This is a genomic window from Alsobacter sp. R-9 (assembly GCF_054612375.1).
Window position 1 is genome coordinate 142427 of record NZ_JBTSWJ010000005.1, and the last position, 15399, is coordinate 157825.

General features: G+C 70.1%; 13 protein-coding genes. All 13 read right to left on the bottom strand.

All coding sequences use genetic code 11. The annotated features are described in order from the left end of the window. Nucleotides 1–59 precede the first annotated feature (59 nt). The 13 genes from ACX9GQ_RS10275 to ACX9GQ_RS10335 all read right to left on the bottom strand — a co-directional run bounded on the left by ACX9GQ_RS10275 (nucleotide 60) and on the right by ACX9GQ_RS10335 (nucleotide 15301). Nucleotides 60–1907, bottom strand: a complete 1848-nt coding sequence (locus tag ACX9GQ_RS10275; RefSeq protein ID WP_459629436.1) for a dipeptide ABC transporter ATP-binding protein — start codon at nucleotides 1905–1907, stop codon at nucleotides 60–62. After that, nucleotides 1904–2779: an ABC transporter permease gene (locus ACX9GQ_RS10280; RefSeq protein WP_459629437.1), complete on the bottom strand. Its 876-nt coding sequence runs from the start codon at nucleotides 2777–2779 to the stop codon at nucleotides 1904–1906. Before ACX9GQ_RS10280 ends, ACX9GQ_RS10275 begins: the two co-directional genes overlap by 4 nt. Continuing rightward, the gene (locus tag ACX9GQ_RS10285) at nucleotides 2776–3795 is read right to left on the bottom strand and encodes an ABC transporter permease (RefSeq protein ID WP_459629438.1); all 1020 of its coding nucleotides are present in this window, start codon (nucleotides 3793–3795) and stop codon (nucleotides 2776–2778) included. The genes ACX9GQ_RS10280 and ACX9GQ_RS10285 overlap by 4 nt, the downstream gene beginning before the upstream one ends. Nucleotides 3796–3952: 157 nt before the next feature. Next, nucleotides 3953–5512, bottom strand: coding sequence for an ABC transporter substrate-binding protein (locus ACX9GQ_RS10290; protein WP_459629439.1), 1560 nt, complete (start codon nucleotides 5510–5512; stop codon nucleotides 3953–3955). A gap of 31 nt (nucleotides 5513–5543) precedes the next feature. After that, entirely contained in the window at nucleotides 5544–7064 is a 1521-nt protein-coding gene (locus ACX9GQ_RS10295) for an indolepyruvate oxidoreductase subunit beta family protein (RefSeq protein WP_459629440.1), read from the bottom strand. 7 nt (nucleotides 7065–7071) lie between these two features. After that, entirely contained in the window at nucleotides 7072–9219 is a 2148-nt protein-coding gene (locus ACX9GQ_RS10300) for a thiamine pyrophosphate-dependent enzyme (RefSeq protein WP_459629441.1), read from the bottom strand. A gap of 86 nt (nucleotides 9220–9305) precedes the next feature. Further along, a complete protein-coding gene (locus ACX9GQ_RS10305) occupies nucleotides 9306–10088 on the bottom strand; it encodes a cyclase family protein (protein ID WP_459629442.1) in 783 nt (260 codons plus the stop codon). A 63-nt stretch (nucleotides 10089–10151) separates the two neighbouring features. After that, the gene (locus ACX9GQ_RS10310) at nucleotides 10152–11525 is read right to left on the bottom strand and encodes an FAD-binding oxidoreductase (protein ID WP_459629443.1); all 1374 of its coding nucleotides are present in this window, start codon (nucleotides 11523–11525) and stop codon (nucleotides 10152–10154) included. Continuing rightward, nucleotides 11522–12046 carry a V4R domain-containing protein gene (locus tag ACX9GQ_RS10315; protein WP_459629444.1) on the bottom strand — a complete coding sequence of 175 codons (525 nt, stop codon included), beginning with the start codon at nucleotides 12044–12046 and terminating at the stop codon, nucleotides 11522–11524. The genes ACX9GQ_RS10310 and ACX9GQ_RS10315 overlap by 4 nt, the downstream gene beginning before the upstream one ends. Next, nucleotides 12043–12924 (bottom strand): HpcH/HpaI aldolase family protein, encoded by an 882-nt coding sequence (locus ACX9GQ_RS10320; RefSeq protein WP_459629445.1) that lies wholly within the window; start codon nucleotides 12922–12924, stop codon nucleotides 12043–12045. Before ACX9GQ_RS10320 ends, ACX9GQ_RS10315 begins: the two co-directional genes overlap by 4 nt. A 10-nt stretch (nucleotides 12925–12934) precedes the next feature. Beyond that, on the bottom strand, nucleotides 12935–13444 hold the full coding sequence (locus ACX9GQ_RS10325) for a flavin reductase family protein (RefSeq protein WP_459629446.1): 510 nt from the start codon (nucleotides 13442–13444) through the stop codon (nucleotides 12935–12937). A 7-nt stretch (nucleotides 13445–13451) separates the two neighbouring features. Beyond that, nucleotides 13452–14546: an LLM class flavin-dependent oxidoreductase gene (locus ACX9GQ_RS10330; RefSeq protein WP_459629593.1), complete on the bottom strand. Its 1095-nt coding sequence runs from the start codon at nucleotides 14544–14546 to the stop codon at nucleotides 13452–13454. Further along, nucleotides 14546–15301 carry a GntR family transcriptional regulator gene (locus tag ACX9GQ_RS10335; protein WP_459629447.1) on the bottom strand — a complete coding sequence of 252 codons (756 nt, stop codon included), beginning with the start codon at nucleotides 15299–15301 and terminating at the stop codon, nucleotides 14546–14548. The genes ACX9GQ_RS10330 and ACX9GQ_RS10335 overlap by 1 nt, the downstream gene beginning before the upstream one ends. Nucleotides 15302–15399 lie beyond the last annotated feature (98 nt).

Consider the following 15399-nt stretch of genomic DNA (forward strand, 5'->3'; position numbering starts at 1 on the left):
GCCGTTCGCCGCGTCCCGAACCGGCGACTGGGCGTCGCTTTTCCGATATTGAACGGCCGTCAGGACCCCTGCAGGCGGGCAGGAGCCGGCCACGGAAGGTCCATGTCCTCCGGCGGGACGGCGGCGACGAGTGCCTGCGTGTAGGGGTGGCGCGGCGCGCCGAGCACCTGCGCGACCGGCCCTTCCTCCACCACCTCGCCGCTGCGCATCACGAGGACCCGGCTGCAGAGGTAGCGCACGACCGCGAGGTCGTGGGAGATGAACAGGAGCCCGATGCCGAGGTCGTCGCGCAGATCGAAGAGCAGGTTGAGGATCTGCGCCTGCACCGAGACGTCGAGGCCCGAGACGATCTCGTCGGCCACCAGCAGGCGCGGCGTCACGCACAGCGCGCGGGCGATGTTGACGCGCTGCTTCTGCCCGCCGGAAAGCTGCGAGGGGAAACGATCGAGAAGGTCGGCGGGCAGGCCCGTCTCGCGCATGAGTTCGCGGGCGCGCTTCAGCCTCTCGTCAGGAGTCGAGGCGTGGTGCGGGGCCTCCATCGCCTGCGTTACCAGCCGTTCCACCGGCCGGCGCGGATTCAGCGCCGACTGCGGGTCCTGGAAGACCATCTGCAGCGCGCCGAGGCGGACGCTTCGCGCCGCCGCGTCGTTTGCCGTCACGTCGCGGCCGTCGACCGTGACACGGCCGTTGGTCGTCGCCTCGAGCCCCATCACGAGCCGGGCCAGCGTGCTCTTCCCCGACCCCGACTCGCCGACGATGCCGACGAACTCGCCCGCCCCAACGGAGAGCGTGACGTTCTTCACCGCGTCGAGACCGGGACGGCGCCGGCCGAGCCAGTCGCGCTTTCCCGCGTAGTGCTTCCACACGTCCTCGACGCGCAGGACCGGTCGGTCGCCGGTGACCGGCGGGACCACGATCGGGGCGCCGAACTCCCGCGCCTCGACCGGCGCGAGGCAGCCGCTCGTGCAGCGGACCCGGTGACGCGGTCCCACCTCCATCAATGCCGGGACGGCGGCGGCGCAGGCGCCGTCGCGCACCGGGCAGCGGGGGGCGAAGCGGCAGCCCGGCAGGTCGCGAAAGCTGCCGATGCCGGGCATCTGGTCGGGCAGGGTGACGAGCCGCCGGTCCGTCCCCGAGAGCGGCGGGTTCGAGGCCTGCAATGCCCGCGTGTAGGGATGGCGGGGACGCTCGGACACCTCCCGGGCGGGTCCCTGCTCGACGATGTCGCCCGCGTACAGCACGAGGATGTCGTCGCAGACCCGGCTCGCGAGCCTCAGGTCGTGTGTGATGAACAGCAGCGCCGTGCGATGGTCGCGCTGCATCGCGCGCATGATCTGCACTATGTGCGCCTGCGTGCTGACGTCGAGCGCCGTGGTCGGCTCGTCAGCGACGATGAGGGCGGGCTCACTCGCGAAGGCCATGGCGATGAGGACGCGCTGGCACATCCCGCCCGAGAGCTGGAACGGATAGAGGTCGAGCAGGGCCTCGGGGTCGCGCAGGCGCACGTCGGCGAGTGCCTTCGATGCCCGCGCCCGGCGCTCGGCCCGCGGGACGCCGATGCGCTCGAGGTGCTCGCCGAACTGCTGCCCGATGGTGAGGACGGGGTTCAGCGCCGTCAGCGGCTCCTGGGGGATGAAGGCGATGCGGTCGCCCAGCAGGCCGCGCAGCCCGGAATCCGGAAGGGTGACGAGGTCGGCCCCCGCGAAGCGCAGGCTTCCGCCCGTCACGGCGAAGCCCTTGGGCAGCGTGCGGCCGATGACACGGCCGATCATGCTCTTTCCGGCGCCCGATTCCCCCACGAGTCCCAGCACCTCGCCCGGCGCGACCGTGAAGCTCAGGTCGCGGAGGACCTGGATGCCGCCGAAGGAAACGGTCAGGCCACGGGCGTCCAGCGCGGGCTCCGTCATGCCTCCCCCCGCGACGTGACGAGGCGCGCGTCGAGCGCCCGGCGCAATCCGTCGCCGAGCAGGTTGAAGGCGAGCACCGTGACGAAGATCGCCGCGACCGGCACCACCACGCCCCACGGGGCCTGGTTCATCGTGGTGCGCGCGTCGGCGATCATGACGCCCCAGGCGGCGACGTCCGGCTCCACCGACAGGCCGACGAAGGACATGATCGCCTCGACGATGACGGCGATGCCCATCTCGAGGCTGAACAGGGTGATGATTAGCGGCAGGACGGCCGGAAGCACCTCTTTGAGGATGGTCTGCACGTGCGTGAAGCCCGCCAGCCGCGCCGCCGCCACGTAGTCGCGCCGCCGCACCACAAGCACCTCCGAGCGGATGACGCGGCAGAAGCGGGTCCAGTCGATGAGAACGATCGCGAGAATGACCTTGTTCACGCCGGCGCCCATGCCGACGAGCAGGATCAGCGCAAGGATGACCGGCGGGAACGCCATCCAGACGTCGACGAGGCGACCGATGGCCCAGTCGATCCAGCCGCCGAAGTAACCCGCCACCAGGGCGAGCACGGTGCCGAGCAGCATCGCGCCGGATGCGGCGACGACGGCGACGTAGAGAGCCACGCGCCCGCCGTAGAGCACGCGCGAGAGGATGCAGCGGCCGAGCGTGTCGGTGCCGAGGGGGAAGGCCCGGTCGCCTCCGACGGCCCACATCGGAGGGAGGAGCACGTTGAGGAGGTCCTGCTCCTGCGGGTCGTGCGGGGCGAAGAGCGGAGCGCCGAGCGCGAGCACCGCCACGACGAGCGCCAGCACGGCGCCGGCCAGCACCCGGGGGTCGCGCCCGCAGCGGCGCAGCGCGGCGCGGGTGCGCGGGCTCATGCCACCCTCAGCTTCGGGTTGGCGGCGAGATAGACCACGTCGACGATGGCGTTGATGCCGAGCACCAGCACGCAGTAGACGAGGCCGACCACCTGGATGACGGGGAGGTCGTGGTTGCGCACGGCATCGACCATGAGATTGCCGAGGCCGGGATAGGCGAAGATCATCTCGACGAGCACGGTGCCGCCGAACATGAAGCCGCCCTGCACGCCTATGAGGCTGATCGTCGGCAGCGCCGCGTTCTTCAGGGCGTGGCGGACGAGGATGGTCCGCTCCGGGATGCCGCGCAGGCGCGCCTGCGTGACGTAGTCCTCCTGGATGACGTCGAGCAGAGAGGACCGCAGCACCCGCATGACGAGCGGGGCGACGCCGATGGCCAGCGCGAACGCCGGTAGCACCATGTGGCGCATGGCGCTGGCGAACACGGCGAAGTTGCCCGTGAGCAGACTGTCCACCAGCAGGAACCCGGTGACCGACGGTGGCAGCGCGAGGTCCGGGCTGAGGCGCCCGATGAACGGCAGGACCGGGATCGCCACGCCGAACAGGAGGATGAGCAGGATCGCCCAGAGGAACTCGGGGATCGCCATGAGCCCTGTCGTGCCGAGGTCGAGCACCTGCTCGCCCGCGCGGCCTCGCCACGCGAACATCGCGAGCCCCCCGACGATGCCGAGCGCCACGCCGAGGAGCAGGCCCAGCGCCACGAGCTCGATGGTCGCCGGCAGCGCCTTGGCGACGAGTTCACCCACGGGCCGGCGGAAGAAGATGGAGGAGCCGAAGTCGCCGGTCAGCAGCCGGCCGAGCCAGATCGCGTACTGCTCGGGAATGGAGCGGTCGAGACCGAAGGCGGCCCGCAGCTTCTCGAAGTCCGCGGCCGTGGCGCCGGGCGGCAGCGACATCGCGATGGGATCGGCGGGCAGCAGACGCAGGATGCCGAACACGAGCGCGGAGACGCACAGCAGGATCGGGATCGCGAGCAGCGTGCGCCGGAACAGGAGTTGGAGGGCGATGCGGCTCATGGGCGGGAGGTTCGCAACATATCATCCGGGTGGCGGGACAGGCGTCCTCCGTCGGCGCGGATCACCCGTTCTCGGTCGCGGGTGACGTGGCGGTGTCGCGCGGACGCGGCACCGCCGGGAGCGGGGGCGGCCGGACCGGAGCCCGGCCGCTGGTGCGTCAGCCCTTGAACGACCAGCCCTGCGGGAGGGTGAGGCCGTTGGCGAACTTGGTCGTGTTCAGCGTATTGACGTGAACGATCGTCTTCACGGTCTGGTACAGCGGGATCGTGTAGCCCTTCTCCGCCGCGTAGCGGTGGGCGTCCTTGTAGCCCTGGATGCGCTTCTTCTCGTCCATCTCGACGAGGAGAGGCTGGATCTTCGGGGCTAGGTCCTCGGTCTTGAAGGCCGAGAAGATCGACTTCGGGTCGAGCAGGTAGCCGCCGTACATCTCGGGGTCGCCGGCAGCATTGCCCCACGAGAAGTAGGTCGCCTCCGGCAGCGTCCCGGCGCGCAGGCGCTCCTGGTAGGTGGAGAGCTCGACGGTCTCCAGCTCCGCGTCGATGCCGACCTTCTTCCACATCTGGACAATGGCGCGGGCCGCGTCGAAGTCGTTCGGGAAGGCGCCGTTCGGCGTCGCGAACTTGATCTTGATCGGGTTCTGCGGCCCGTAGCCGACCTCCTTGAGCAGGGCAACGGCCTTCTCCTCGGAGAAGGGGAAGACGTAGCCCTCGGGATAGCCGGGCGTGCCGTTGGCGGCCGGGACGGAGATCGGCTTCGCCGCGCCGCCGAACAGCGCGCGCGAGATCGCCTCCTTGTTGATCGCGTGGTGCGCGGCGAGGCGGACGCGGTCGTCGGCGAAGCCCCCGTTCTTCGTGATCTGCAGGAGGGTGATGTCGGAGATGGCGTCGATGCTGGTCGTCAGGCCCGGCACCGTGGCGAGACGCTGGGCCTCGCGGATCGGCACGTCGATGGCGCAGTCGACGCGCCGCGACTCGATGGCGGCCACGCGCGCGGTCGGGTCGCGGACGAGCTCGATGGTGATGCGGCCGATGGCCGGCTTACCGTCCCAGTACTTGTCGTTCGCCTCCAGCACGGCGCGGGCGCCCTGCTGGTACTCGACGAGCTTGTAAGGGCCGGATCCGACCGGGGCCTTCTGGAAGCCGTCGAGGCCGACGCGCTCGACATAGGCCTTCGGCACGACGTAGCTCGTCAGGAAGTACATCCACGCGATCGCCGAAGGCATCGGGTCGGTGAAGTGGACGATGGCGCGGGTCGGCGAGACGACCTCGACGTCCTTGATCTTGCGCCAGATGAAGCTCGTGTCGAGCTTGCGGCCGCCCTCGGGAACCGGCGCGCGCGGGCGGTCGAAGAAGGAGTAGCGGAAGTCGGCCGCCGTCATGGGGGAGCCGTCGTGGAACACGACGTCGGAGCGGAAGTCGAGGCCGAGCGAAAGGCTCTTGTCGTCGACGTAGCCCCACTTGGTGATCAGCGCCGGACGCACGCTGATGTCCGGGTTCTGGGTGAGGGGCTGGTCGAAGACGCACTTGTAGAGCGACTGGACGGCGGCCAGCGACCGGGCGTTGGGATCCCACGTCGGCACGTCGGCCGGGAAGGCGATGGTGAGCTGGCCCTTCGCGGCGCCCTGCGCGAGGACGGACGCGGGAACGCCCATGGTGGCGAGGGCGCCGGCCCCGGCTCCCAGCTTCAGGATCGTGCGGCGGTCGAATGCGGTGGTCATGGCTCCCTCCTGCCAGTCTCGGTTGATTGTTTCAGGCCAGTCCCAGTCGGCCGACCGTCTCGGCCAGCTTGCCGCCGCTCTCGTCGGCGAGAGCCGCGCCCCTCAGTTCCGCCAAGGCACGGGCCGGCTGCGGCTGCGCCGCCACGGACCCGAGCAAAGTCACGATGCGCTCGTAGTTGGCCTTCCCCCGGGCGTGGGTGTCGCCGTAGCCCTTCACGAGGTTGCGGCACTCCGCGAACTCGACCGCCAGCGCGTAGTCGCGCGCCGCAATCTCTTCCAGATGCCCGAGCCACGCGTCGAGGTGCCGCTGCTCCGCCTCGTAGCGCAGCGACTTTCGCCGCCACGGCTTGAGGCTCGCAACCGCGTAGAGCTGCAGGAAGCCGCGGATGCTCGTCGTCTTCACGATGCGACCCGACGCGGTCATGCGCTCGATGAGGCGGCGCAGGGGACCCGGCCTCAGCATCATGCGGCCGAGCGAGGCGGGCACCGTCTCCGCGATCTCCTGGAGGCGCGGATGGAGGAACTCGGCGATCTCGAGGATCTGCCCGTCCTTGAGTTGCACCTCCTTGGCGACGCGCTCGAAGCGCGAGGCGCGGATCTTCAGCTCGGCGACACGGATCGTATCCTCGTAGGCCATCCCGAGCGCGAGGTGGCGGGCGGTCTCGGAAAGCAGCGTCCATTGCCCGCCGTCGCGGCCGCCGTCGGCCGTGGCCACGGGTGCGAGCCGCGACAGATAGAGCCGGGCATAGGCCTCGTCCTGGTAGTCCACGAGCCGCGCCACGCCCTGACGGATGATCTCCATCGCCGCGGCCGGGAACGTCTTCTCCGCCTCGGCGACGAGCGCAGGCACGCCGGGAGGCACGGGCGGTTCGGCCCGCCGGCGGGGCGGCTCCTTGACGGGAGCGGGCTCGCGGCCCTGGGAGACGTCGAAGCCCAGCGCGAAGGCCTTCTTCGAGGCCGCGACGCCGACGCCGCCGCGTTCGATGGTCGCCTCGAAAGAGTCGCGGTCGAAGGGCAGCGCGCCGGACCCGGCCAGCGCGCCGAACATGACGGCGCTGATCACGCTGCCCGCCCGGTCCGCGAGCGCGGCCATGTCGAAGGCGACGTAGCGCTGCGCCGCCGTGCGGCACGCGTCGCGAAGCGCGGTCTCGTCGACGCGGCCGTCGCCGAGCGCGAGCTTCTCCGTCATGGCGAAGACGCGATGGGTCGAGGCGATGAGGGTCGTCCGGTCGGGCGTGACGATGCCGCGCTGCACGGCTCGGCCCGCCTCCATGAGCTCGGAGGCGATGACGATGTCGACGTCGCCGGGGACCGGCATCATGGCCAGCACCGGCTGGCGGCCGGCCGCCTCGGCCGCCGCCCGCGGGAACATCTCCAGGTAGTAGATCGTCGCGCCGGTGCGCTGTGCGACGCCGGGCACGGAGGTGGTCTGGGCGATGTAGCCGCCGTGCTCGGCGAGGTTGACGATCCAGTCCGCGAGCACGCCGCCGCCCTCCCCGCCCATGGCGAGGATGGCGATGCGGATGGCGCGCGGCGTGTCGGCGTGGGTCATGCTCGTCTCAGGCGTAGACGTGGGAGCGCCGGGCGAGGCGGCGCTGGAAGAAGCCGATCACCGCGCTGCGGATGCGGTGCCAGCGAAGGTCCTTCTTCGTCGGGTTGTTGACGATGGAGGCGCGGTAGAAGGACGGGCACAGAACCGCGGCGTGGCTCACCTCGCCGCACAGGCCGCAGCCGACGCAGGAGTTGATCACCTGCGTGACAGGATCCTTGCGCAGCGGGTCCGGGTTCGGCGCGATCGTCAACGACGGGCAGCCCGAAAGGCGGATGCAGGAGTGGTCGCCCGTGCAGGTGTCGGCGTCGACGCCGAAGCGCTCGCGCACCACGCGCTTGCCGTCCCTGATGGCCTGGTTCACCTGCGGGCGGACGCGGCGCTGCTTGTTCAGCATGCACTCCGACTGGGCCACGATGACCTTCGGCCCCTTCTCCTCCGTCGTCAGCGCCTCCTTGAGCGTGTCCTTCATCGTCTTGAGGTCGTAGGTGTGCGTGATCGTGCGCGCCCACTCGACGCCGACGCCCCTCACCGCTTTCTCGATCGCGTTCTGGGTCGAGCGCGTCTGGTTCGGGTGGTGCGAGGAGAGGATGTCCTGCCCGCCCGTGGCGGCCGAGTAGCCGTTGTCGACGATGAGGATGACGTTGTCGCTCTTGTTGAAGACGGCATTGCCGACCGACGAGGCGAGGCCGTTGTGCCAGAAGCCGCCGTCGCCCATCACCGAGATGACGCGCTTGTCGGACACCGTGTTGAACGCGGCCGCGCCGGCCCCGCCGAGCCCGTAGCCCATCGTCGTCGCGCCGATGTTGAAGGGCGGCAGGATCGAGAACAGGTGGCAGCCGATGTCGCAGCTGACATGGTGCGGGCCGAGCTCGCGCTCCACCAGCTTCAGCGCCGTGAAGATGGGTCGCTCCGGGCAGCCGGTGCAGAAGGACGGCGGGCGCCCGTGCACCTTGCCGTCGAGGGCGGCGATGGCCGCCTTCCGGCGGTTGTCGCCCTCCGGCGGCGGACCCGACGCCGCGGTCGAGGCGGGCTCGTAGAGGGCCACGAACCTGCCGAAGCCCTCGCGCATCACCGCGCCGGTGTATTCGCCGGCCATCGGCAGGATGTCCTTGCCGTGCACCTTCGTCTGGATGTCGGCGCGCCGCAGGATCGTGTTGACCGCCTGCTCGATGAACTCGGGCTGCCCCTCCTCGACGATGAGGATCGCCTTCTTGCCCGTGCAGAACCGGATGAACTCCGCGTCGACGAGCGGATAGCAGACGTTGAGCACGTAGAGCGGCACGCGGGAGTTGCCGAAGGCGTCGGCGAGGCCGTTGAGCTCCAGGGCCCGCATGGCGGTGTTGTACATGCCGCCCTGCATGACGATGCCGATGGAGGACAGGTCCCCGTCGGTCATGTCGTTCAGCTTGTGGTCCTGGATGAACTTCACCGCGGCCGGCCAGCGCTTCTCGATCTTCTCCTTCTCGTGGAGGTAGCTCGCCGGCGGCAGCACGATGCGGTTCACGTCGCGCGTCGGGTTCTCCATCGCGTCGCGCAGCGTGAAGGAGGGGCGGACGTTGTCCTTCGTCCTGAAGCGGCCGTAGACGTGGCAGGCGCGGATGCGCACCTGCAGCATCACCGGCGTGTTGGAGACCTCGGAGAGCTGGAAACCCTTCTCGACGAGGTCGACGATGGTGGGCAGGTTTGGCTTCGGGTCGAGGAGCCAGATCTGCGACTTCATCGCGAAGGCGTGGCTGCGCTCCTGCATGATGGAGGAGCCCTCGCCGTAGTCCTCGCCGACGATGACCATCGCCCCGCCGCGCACGCCGCCCGAGGCGAGGTTGGCGAGCGCGTCCGACGCGACGTTCGTGCCGACGGTCGACTTGAACGTCACCGCGCCCCGCAGCGGGTAGTTGACCGAGGCCGCGAGCATGGCCGCCGCCGTCGCCTCGCTGGCGCTCGACTCGAAGTGCACCCCGAGGCTCTCGAGGATGTCGTTGGCGTCCGAGAGCACGTCCATCAGGTGCGAGATGGGCGCGCCCTGATAGCCGCCGACATAGGATACGCCGGACTGCAGCAGGGCCTTGGTGATGGCGAGGATTCCCTCGCCGGCGAACTCGTCGCCGTCGCCGAGCCGGAGGCTCTTCACCTCTTCCTTGAAGGAGCGTTCGGCCATGGTGGGGGCTCCATGTCTCTCGTTACGGGCGTCAGCCGCGGCGTCGCGAGCGGAGGGCGCGGCGGCAAGGCCGCGCCCGGTCCCGGTCAGTCGTCCTCGTGCACCAGCGCGATGACGCGCAGCGGGCTGCCCGAGCCGTGCTCGATCTTCAGCGGCGCCGCGACGATGATCGCGCCGGTCGGCGGCAGCTTGTCGAGGTTGCAGAGGCTGGCGAGGCCGAACTTGTTCGACCCGTGCATCAGCGCGTGGGCCGGGAAGGCCGGCTCGAACGAGAAGGCCTGGCCGGCGTCCGTGCCGACCGCCTCGACGCCCCAGCCGTTGACGTCGCGCTCCACCAGCAGCCGCACCGCGTCGGCGTTGGGGCCCGGCACGTGCGGGCCATCGGCCTGCATGTTGAGGAACTTCGCCGGGTCGGTGCGCTTCGACCAGTCCGTGCGCATGAGGACCCAGGCGCCCTTCGGGATCGTGCCGTGCTTCTTCTCCCAGGCGAGGATGTGCTTGGGCGTGAGCAGGAACTTCTCGTCCTTCTTCGCCTCCTTCGAGCAGTCGATCACCACCGCGGGGGCGACGAAGCGCTGCACGGGGACGGTGTCGGTCGCGCCGTCCTTGTAGTCCTTGCCGGTGATCCAGTGGATCGGCGCGTCGAAGTGCGTGCCGGTGTGCTCGCCGAGCGCGATGTTGTTCCAGTACCAGGCGGGGCCCTTGTCGTCGTAGCGGGAGATCTCCTCGATCTCGAACGGCTTCGTCGGCGCGAAGGGCGGCGGCAGCTGGATCACCGGCGTCGACGGACGCAGGGTCTGCGTCAGGTCGATGACCTTGATCTTCTGCTTGGCGATCGCCTTCGCCAGTTTCGTCAGCAGGTCGCTCATGGGTGCCCTCTCCCTCCCAAACCTTGCAGGTTCCGCGCCATCGGGCGCGCGTTCTTCATGGCGTCACAGGACGCGCCCGGGATTGAGGATCCCGGCCGGGTCGAGCGCGTTCTTGATCGTCGCCATCAGCGCCAGCTCGGGCGGCGTGCGCGTCAGCCCGAGATAGGGCTTCTTGGCGCGGCCGATGCCGTGCTCGGCCGAGACGGAGCCGCCGAGCGAGGAGGTGAGGTCATAGACGACCTTCTCGATGGCGAGCTTGATCTGCGGCGAATAGACGGGCGGCATGGCGTTGATGTGCAGGTTGGAGTCGGCCACGTGGCCGAACACCACCCAGATGATCCCGTCGACGATCCTCGGCATGTCGCGGCGCAGCGCCGCCACCGCTTCCGCCATGCGGTTCAGCGGGATCGAGACGTCGAAGCCGACCGCCTTCGGCAGGACCTTGCCGTACTCGTAGACGCTCTCGCGCAGCATCCAGAGCTTGTCGCGCTCGGCCTTCGACTTGGCGATGACGGCGTCCTTCACGAGCCCCTGCTCGTAGAGTTCGGCGAGGAACTGCTCGAAGACCTCCGGCCCGGCCTCGCCGGTGGGTGCCTCGACGAGCAGATAGAGGTCGTGGCCCTGCGGGATCGGGGCGGGGACGCCGATGGTGGTGACGGCGATGCCGTAGAACTCGCTCCACATCGCCTCGAAGACGAGCAGGCCGCCGGGCAGCCTGCGCTCCGCGGCCCGCAGCACCTTCAGGCCGTCCTCGATCGAGTCGACGGCAAGGACGGCCGTCTGCACGCCCTGCGGACGGGCGTGCAGGCCGAGCACCACCCGGGTCACGACGCCGAGCGTTCCCTCGGAGCCGATGAACATCTGCGTCCAGTCGTAGCCGGCGTTGTTCTTCATCATCTTGTTGAGCGAGCGGACCACCTCGCCGTTGGCGAGCACCACCTCCAGGCCGAGCACGTTCTTGCGCGCCATGCCGTAGCGCAACACCTGGTTGCCGCCGGCATTGGTCGAGATGTTGCCGCCGATCGAGCAGGACCCGCGGGCACCGAGGTCGATGCCGCACATCAGGCCGGCCTCCTCGGCCGCCTGCTGAACCATGTAGAGCGGCGTTCCCGCCAGCGCCGTGAGCGTGCTGGAGGCCGTGTCGACCTCCTCGATGCCGACCATGCGCTCGAGCGACAGCGCCACCTCGCCCTCGCCCGGATGGGCGCCGCCGGCGAGGCCGGTCATGCCGCCCTGCGTCACGACCGGCTGGCGGTGGCGGTGGCAGATGGCGAGCGCCTTCGAGACGTCCTGCGTCGAGCGCGGCAGGACCAGCGCGAGGGGGCGCGTGGGGGTGAGGCCGACCTGGTCGTGCCAGTTGCGCTGGGGAATGTCGTCGCCGACCTTCACCAGGTCGGCACCCAGCGCGGCGCGCAGTTCCTCGACGGCGGCATTCATGCGGACGGTCCCCCCATGGTCTTGTCGTTCGGCGTCGCCTCGAAGAGGCATGATGGCGCACCGGCGGCGGCGCACGCCACCTCCCGTGCCGTCGCAGGCCGGTCGAACACGAGCGACGACACGGCCCGCACCATTCCCGTGATGGCGTGGCACACCGGTGTCGGCGACGAGCCGAAACCGGCGGCGAACGGGCTGTTGCGGACTTCGAGACGGATGAGATCGGGCGTGACGTCGAAGCGCCACAGGCCCCAGCCGAGCTGCGGCGCGGTCTCGGCGACGACGCGGGCCAGTTCGACGCCCTCCCCGCCCATGGTGCGGTAGGCGCGGGCGCTGTCGGATCCCTGCTCGAAGATGGACGCCTCCAGCGCATCGAGCGCCTCTGCCCGGGCCTGCGGCGGGAGGCGGCGGAACACGCCCATCAGCGCCTCCGGCCGAATCAGCATGTAGCGACGCGTCTGGTCGAGGATCTCGCCCCGGACGTCCGTCCAGGCCAGCCGCTCGCGGAAGGCGCTGGCGCTCATGGCCGGGCCTCGCTCGCGCTACCGGGCACGTAGCCGGCGCCGTTGGCAAGCTTCGCCGCTGGGGACGCCCCTTCGGCGGCGGGAGCGGGCTTCGGTTCCGCAGGAAGGCTGGGCGGCTGCGGCGTTCGGGCCGCGAAGCCGGCCGTCGCCTGCCCGAAGCCACGCGCGACGAGGTCGATGTCGTTGCACGTCACCACCATCCGGTAGCCCTTCTCGCGGCGGGCGCGGGCGGCGTCGAGCGATCCGGTGAAGGTGCCGCACAGCGTCCACTCAGCCCTGCAGGCGGCGTGGACGGCGGCGCAGGCCACCTCGTGACGTGCATCGAAGGTGGGGAACGTGCCGAGCGACAGCGCGAGGTCGCCCGTGCCGATGAACACCATGTCGACGCCGTCGACCGCGGCGATCTCGCGGGCGTTCCGAACGCCCTTGGCGGTCTCGATCATGACCACGACGACGATGCCGCGGTTGGCGCCCTCGACGTAATCCACGAAGTCCGACAGCGGCCGCACGCCGCCCCCGGAGCGCGAGCCGCGCGGCGGATAGAGCGCGGCGTCCACCGCCTTGCGCGCCTGCTTCGCCGTCTCGACGAGCGGCACGATGACGCCCTCGGCGCCCGCGTCGAGCGCCTGCCCGATGGCCATCGGCGAGTTCTCGGCCACGCGGACGAGCACCGGGATGTCCGACGGCACGGCACCGATCGCCTGCTCCATCGTCGTGCGCTCCCACAGGCCGTGCTGCAGGTCGAGGACGATGGCGTCCGGCCGGGCCTTCGCGGCGAGCTCGGCCATGGCGACGCTGCCGAGGGAGAGCCACGTGACCCCGAGCGTGTCGCCGCGGTCCAGCCGGTATCGGAGCGTGGGTCGGCGGGGGTCGAACATCCGGATACTCCTACTCGACGCTCTTGTACTGGCCGTCGCCGTAGACGAGCGCCTTGGAGCCCTCCGGCCCGAGGTGCACGTCGCTGACGCGGCCGATGACGATGTGATGGGAACTCCAGTCCATCACCTGCGCCACCTGGCACTCGAAACTGACACGGGCGCCGACGAGCAGCGGCACGTCGTGGTCGCTGCGCACCCAGTGCCCGAAGGTGAAGCGGTTCGGCCCGCGCACGCCGGTCTGGCCACCGAACGCTCGCGCCACGTCCATCTGGTCGTCGGCCAGGACGTTGACGCTGAACTCGACCCCCTCCCTCAGCGCGGGGGCGATCGAGGCGTTGCGGTTGACGCAGACGAGCAGCGAGGGCGGGTCGACGCTGAGCGAGCAGACGGCCGTCGCCGTGAGCCCCACCGCCATCCCCTCGTGGCCCTGGGCCGCGACCACGGTGACCGCGCCGACGAGCGAGCGCATGCCCTGCTTGAAGGGGGCCTGTCCGACGGTGCGGGGCGCGCGCATCAACATGAGGGCCTCAGTGGGTCCGCAGCCCGGCCTGCTTCATCAGCGGCAGGACGCGGTCGCAGAAGAACGGCAGCTCGTAGGTGTAGTTGACGAAGGTCAGGGCGGCGCCCGCATAACCCTCGTTCGAGATGCGGACCATGTCCTCGACGATCTTCTCCGGCGTGCCGACGAGCGGGTAGGACCCCGCGCCGCCGGCGAAGCGCTGGCGGTAGAGATCGTAGGCGCCCTTGTCGTGGGAGTTCGAGAACTCCTTCTTTCCGGCCATGTGCGCGTCGACGGCGGCGTGGTCGGCCTCCGTCACGGCGTAGCGGTGGTAGTAGTCCTCCGCCTCCTTCTGCGTCTCGCGGCAGACGACGTGGCATACGGTGTAGATGCCGACCTGCCGGCCGAAGTGCTGCGAGCGCTCGCGGATATCGGCGACGTGGCGGCGGCCGTCCTCGATGTCGGTGAAGGTGGAGAACAGATAGTCGCAGTACTTCGCCGCGAAGTCGCGGCCGGGCCCGCCGAAGGCGGCGTTCATGGTGACGGGGCGCGGCACCTGCACGCTGGCCGGGCGGCTGACGACGCCCTTGAGGTCGTAGTACTCGCCCTTGAAGTCGAAGGGCTCGTTCGACGAGTAGCAGCGCTCGATGATGTCGACCCACTCGGCCGCCTGGACGTAGCCCTTCTCGCCCAGCGCCACGCCGAACATGGCGAACTCCTGCGGGTTCCAGCCGCAGACGATGTTGAGGCCGGCGCGGCCCTTGGAAATGTGGTCGACCGTGGCGAGCGCCTTGGCGGCGTAGAGAGGATGCACGATCGGGACGTGCACGGTCATGAACAGGCCGATGCGCTCCGTGGCGCTCGCGAGGCCTGCGGCCCAGGTGAACGTCTCGAACGACCACTCGCGCACGCGGTTCTTGCCGCCGAAGCCCTTCCACCGGGCGATGGGCAGGAAGAACTCGATGCCGGCCCGGTCGGCGATGCCGACGGCGTTCAGGTTGTCGTCCCAGCGGGCGCGCCAGCGCTCCGGCACGTCGGTGATCGCGAGGCCGCCGTCGGCGTTGGCGGAGAAGACCCCCAGCTTGAAGCGGTTCGGCCCCTTCAGCGGGTGCGGCTTGACGATCATGGTCTCTGTTCCTCAGCGAGGGCGGCGCTTCTGGAGGCCGGCGGGGGAGACCCGTCCTCCCTCTCGAGTTCGGCCTTGCGGACGGCAAAGAAGGCCTGCTCGGCCGCGGCCATGAAGGTCGACATCCGGTCGGCCGCCGCCACGGGATCGCGGCGGACGAAGGCATCGTAGAGTCCCTCCAGCCCGTCGGCCACGACCTTGCGGGTCACCGGATCGCGCAGCGTGCCGAGGCGGACCGTCTGCACGTGATCGACGAAGCGGGCGATGGTGTTGGCGAGCCGCACGTTGTGCACCGCCCCGAGCCATGCAGCCCGGAACCGGATGTTGGCGGCGATGAGACGGTCGACATCGTCGGCGCGGGCGGCGGCGCGGGCCTCCTCGATGGCGGCCTTGAGCGCCTTGGCGGTCAGGGCGTCGAGGTCGCGCGCGGCGTTCGCGGCGGCGCGCGGCTCCAGCAGACGGCGAACCTCGAAGATGTCGCGGATGTCGTCGAGCGTCAGCTTCGGCACCATGAAGCCGCGCGTGGTGCCGACGAGATAGCCCTCGTTGGTCAGGCGAAGAAGCGCCTCGCGGACCGGCATCCGCGACGTGCCGTAGGCGCTGGCGATCTCGGTGTCGACGAGACGGTCGTCCGGCCCGATGTCGCAGTGCTGCAGCCGCTCGCGCAGGTCGGCGTAGATCCGTTCGCTCAGGCTGTCGGGCTTGGCGAGCCTGACCGGGCCTTCGGAGGATGCGCTGAGCCGTCGCGCCATGGGCCGCCATGCGGTTGCAGTGGATCCTGAATACCGTATACAGTTTGTCGATCAGCCGTCAACGTGACGCGGTTGCGGCGTCGCAGGGGGAGACGACC

Coding starts and splice junctions, on each gene's coding strand:
- ACX9GQ_RS10275 (WP_459629436.1), bottom strand. CDS start 1,907: ATGACGGAGCCCGCGCTGGACGCCCGTGGCCTGACCGTTTCCTTCGGC.
- ACX9GQ_RS10280 (WP_459629437.1), bottom strand. CDS start 2,779: ATGAGCCCGCGCACCCGCGCCGCGCTGCGCCGCTGCGGGCGCGACCCC.
- ACX9GQ_RS10285 (WP_459629438.1), bottom strand. CDS start 3,795: ATGAGCCGCATCGCCCTCCAACTCCTGTTCCGGCGCACGCTGCTCGCG.
- ACX9GQ_RS10290 (WP_459629439.1), bottom strand. CDS start 5,512: ATGACCACCGCATTCGACCGCCGCACGATCCTGAAGCTGGGAGCCGGG.
- ACX9GQ_RS10295 (WP_459629440.1), bottom strand. CDS start 7,064: ATGACCCACGCCGACACGCCGCGCGCCATCCGCATCGCCATCCTCGCC.
- ACX9GQ_RS10300 (WP_459629441.1), bottom strand. CDS start 9,219: ATGGCCGAACGCTCCTTCAAGGAAGAGGTGAAGAGCCTCCGGCTCGGC.
- ACX9GQ_RS10305 (WP_459629442.1), bottom strand. CDS start 10,088: ATGAGCGACCTGCTGACGAAACTGGCGAAGGCGATCGCCAAGCAGAAG.
- ACX9GQ_RS10310 (WP_459629443.1), bottom strand. CDS start 11,525: ATGAATGCCGCCGTCGAGGAACTGCGCGCCGCGCTGGGTGCCGACCTG.
- ACX9GQ_RS10315 (WP_459629444.1), bottom strand. CDS start 12,046: ATGAGCGCCAGCGCCTTCCGCGAGCGGCTGGCCTGGACGGACGTCCGG.
- ACX9GQ_RS10320 (WP_459629445.1), bottom strand. CDS start 12,924: ATGTTCGACCCCCGCCGACCCACGCTCCGATACCGGCTGGACCGCGGC.
- ACX9GQ_RS10325 (WP_459629446.1), bottom strand. CDS start 13,444: ATGTTGATGCGCGCGCCCCGCACCGTCGGACAGGCCCCCTTCAAGCAG.
- ACX9GQ_RS10335 (WP_459629447.1), bottom strand. CDS start 15,301: ATGGCGCGACGGCTCAGCGCATCCTCCGAAGGCCCGGTCAGGCTCGCC.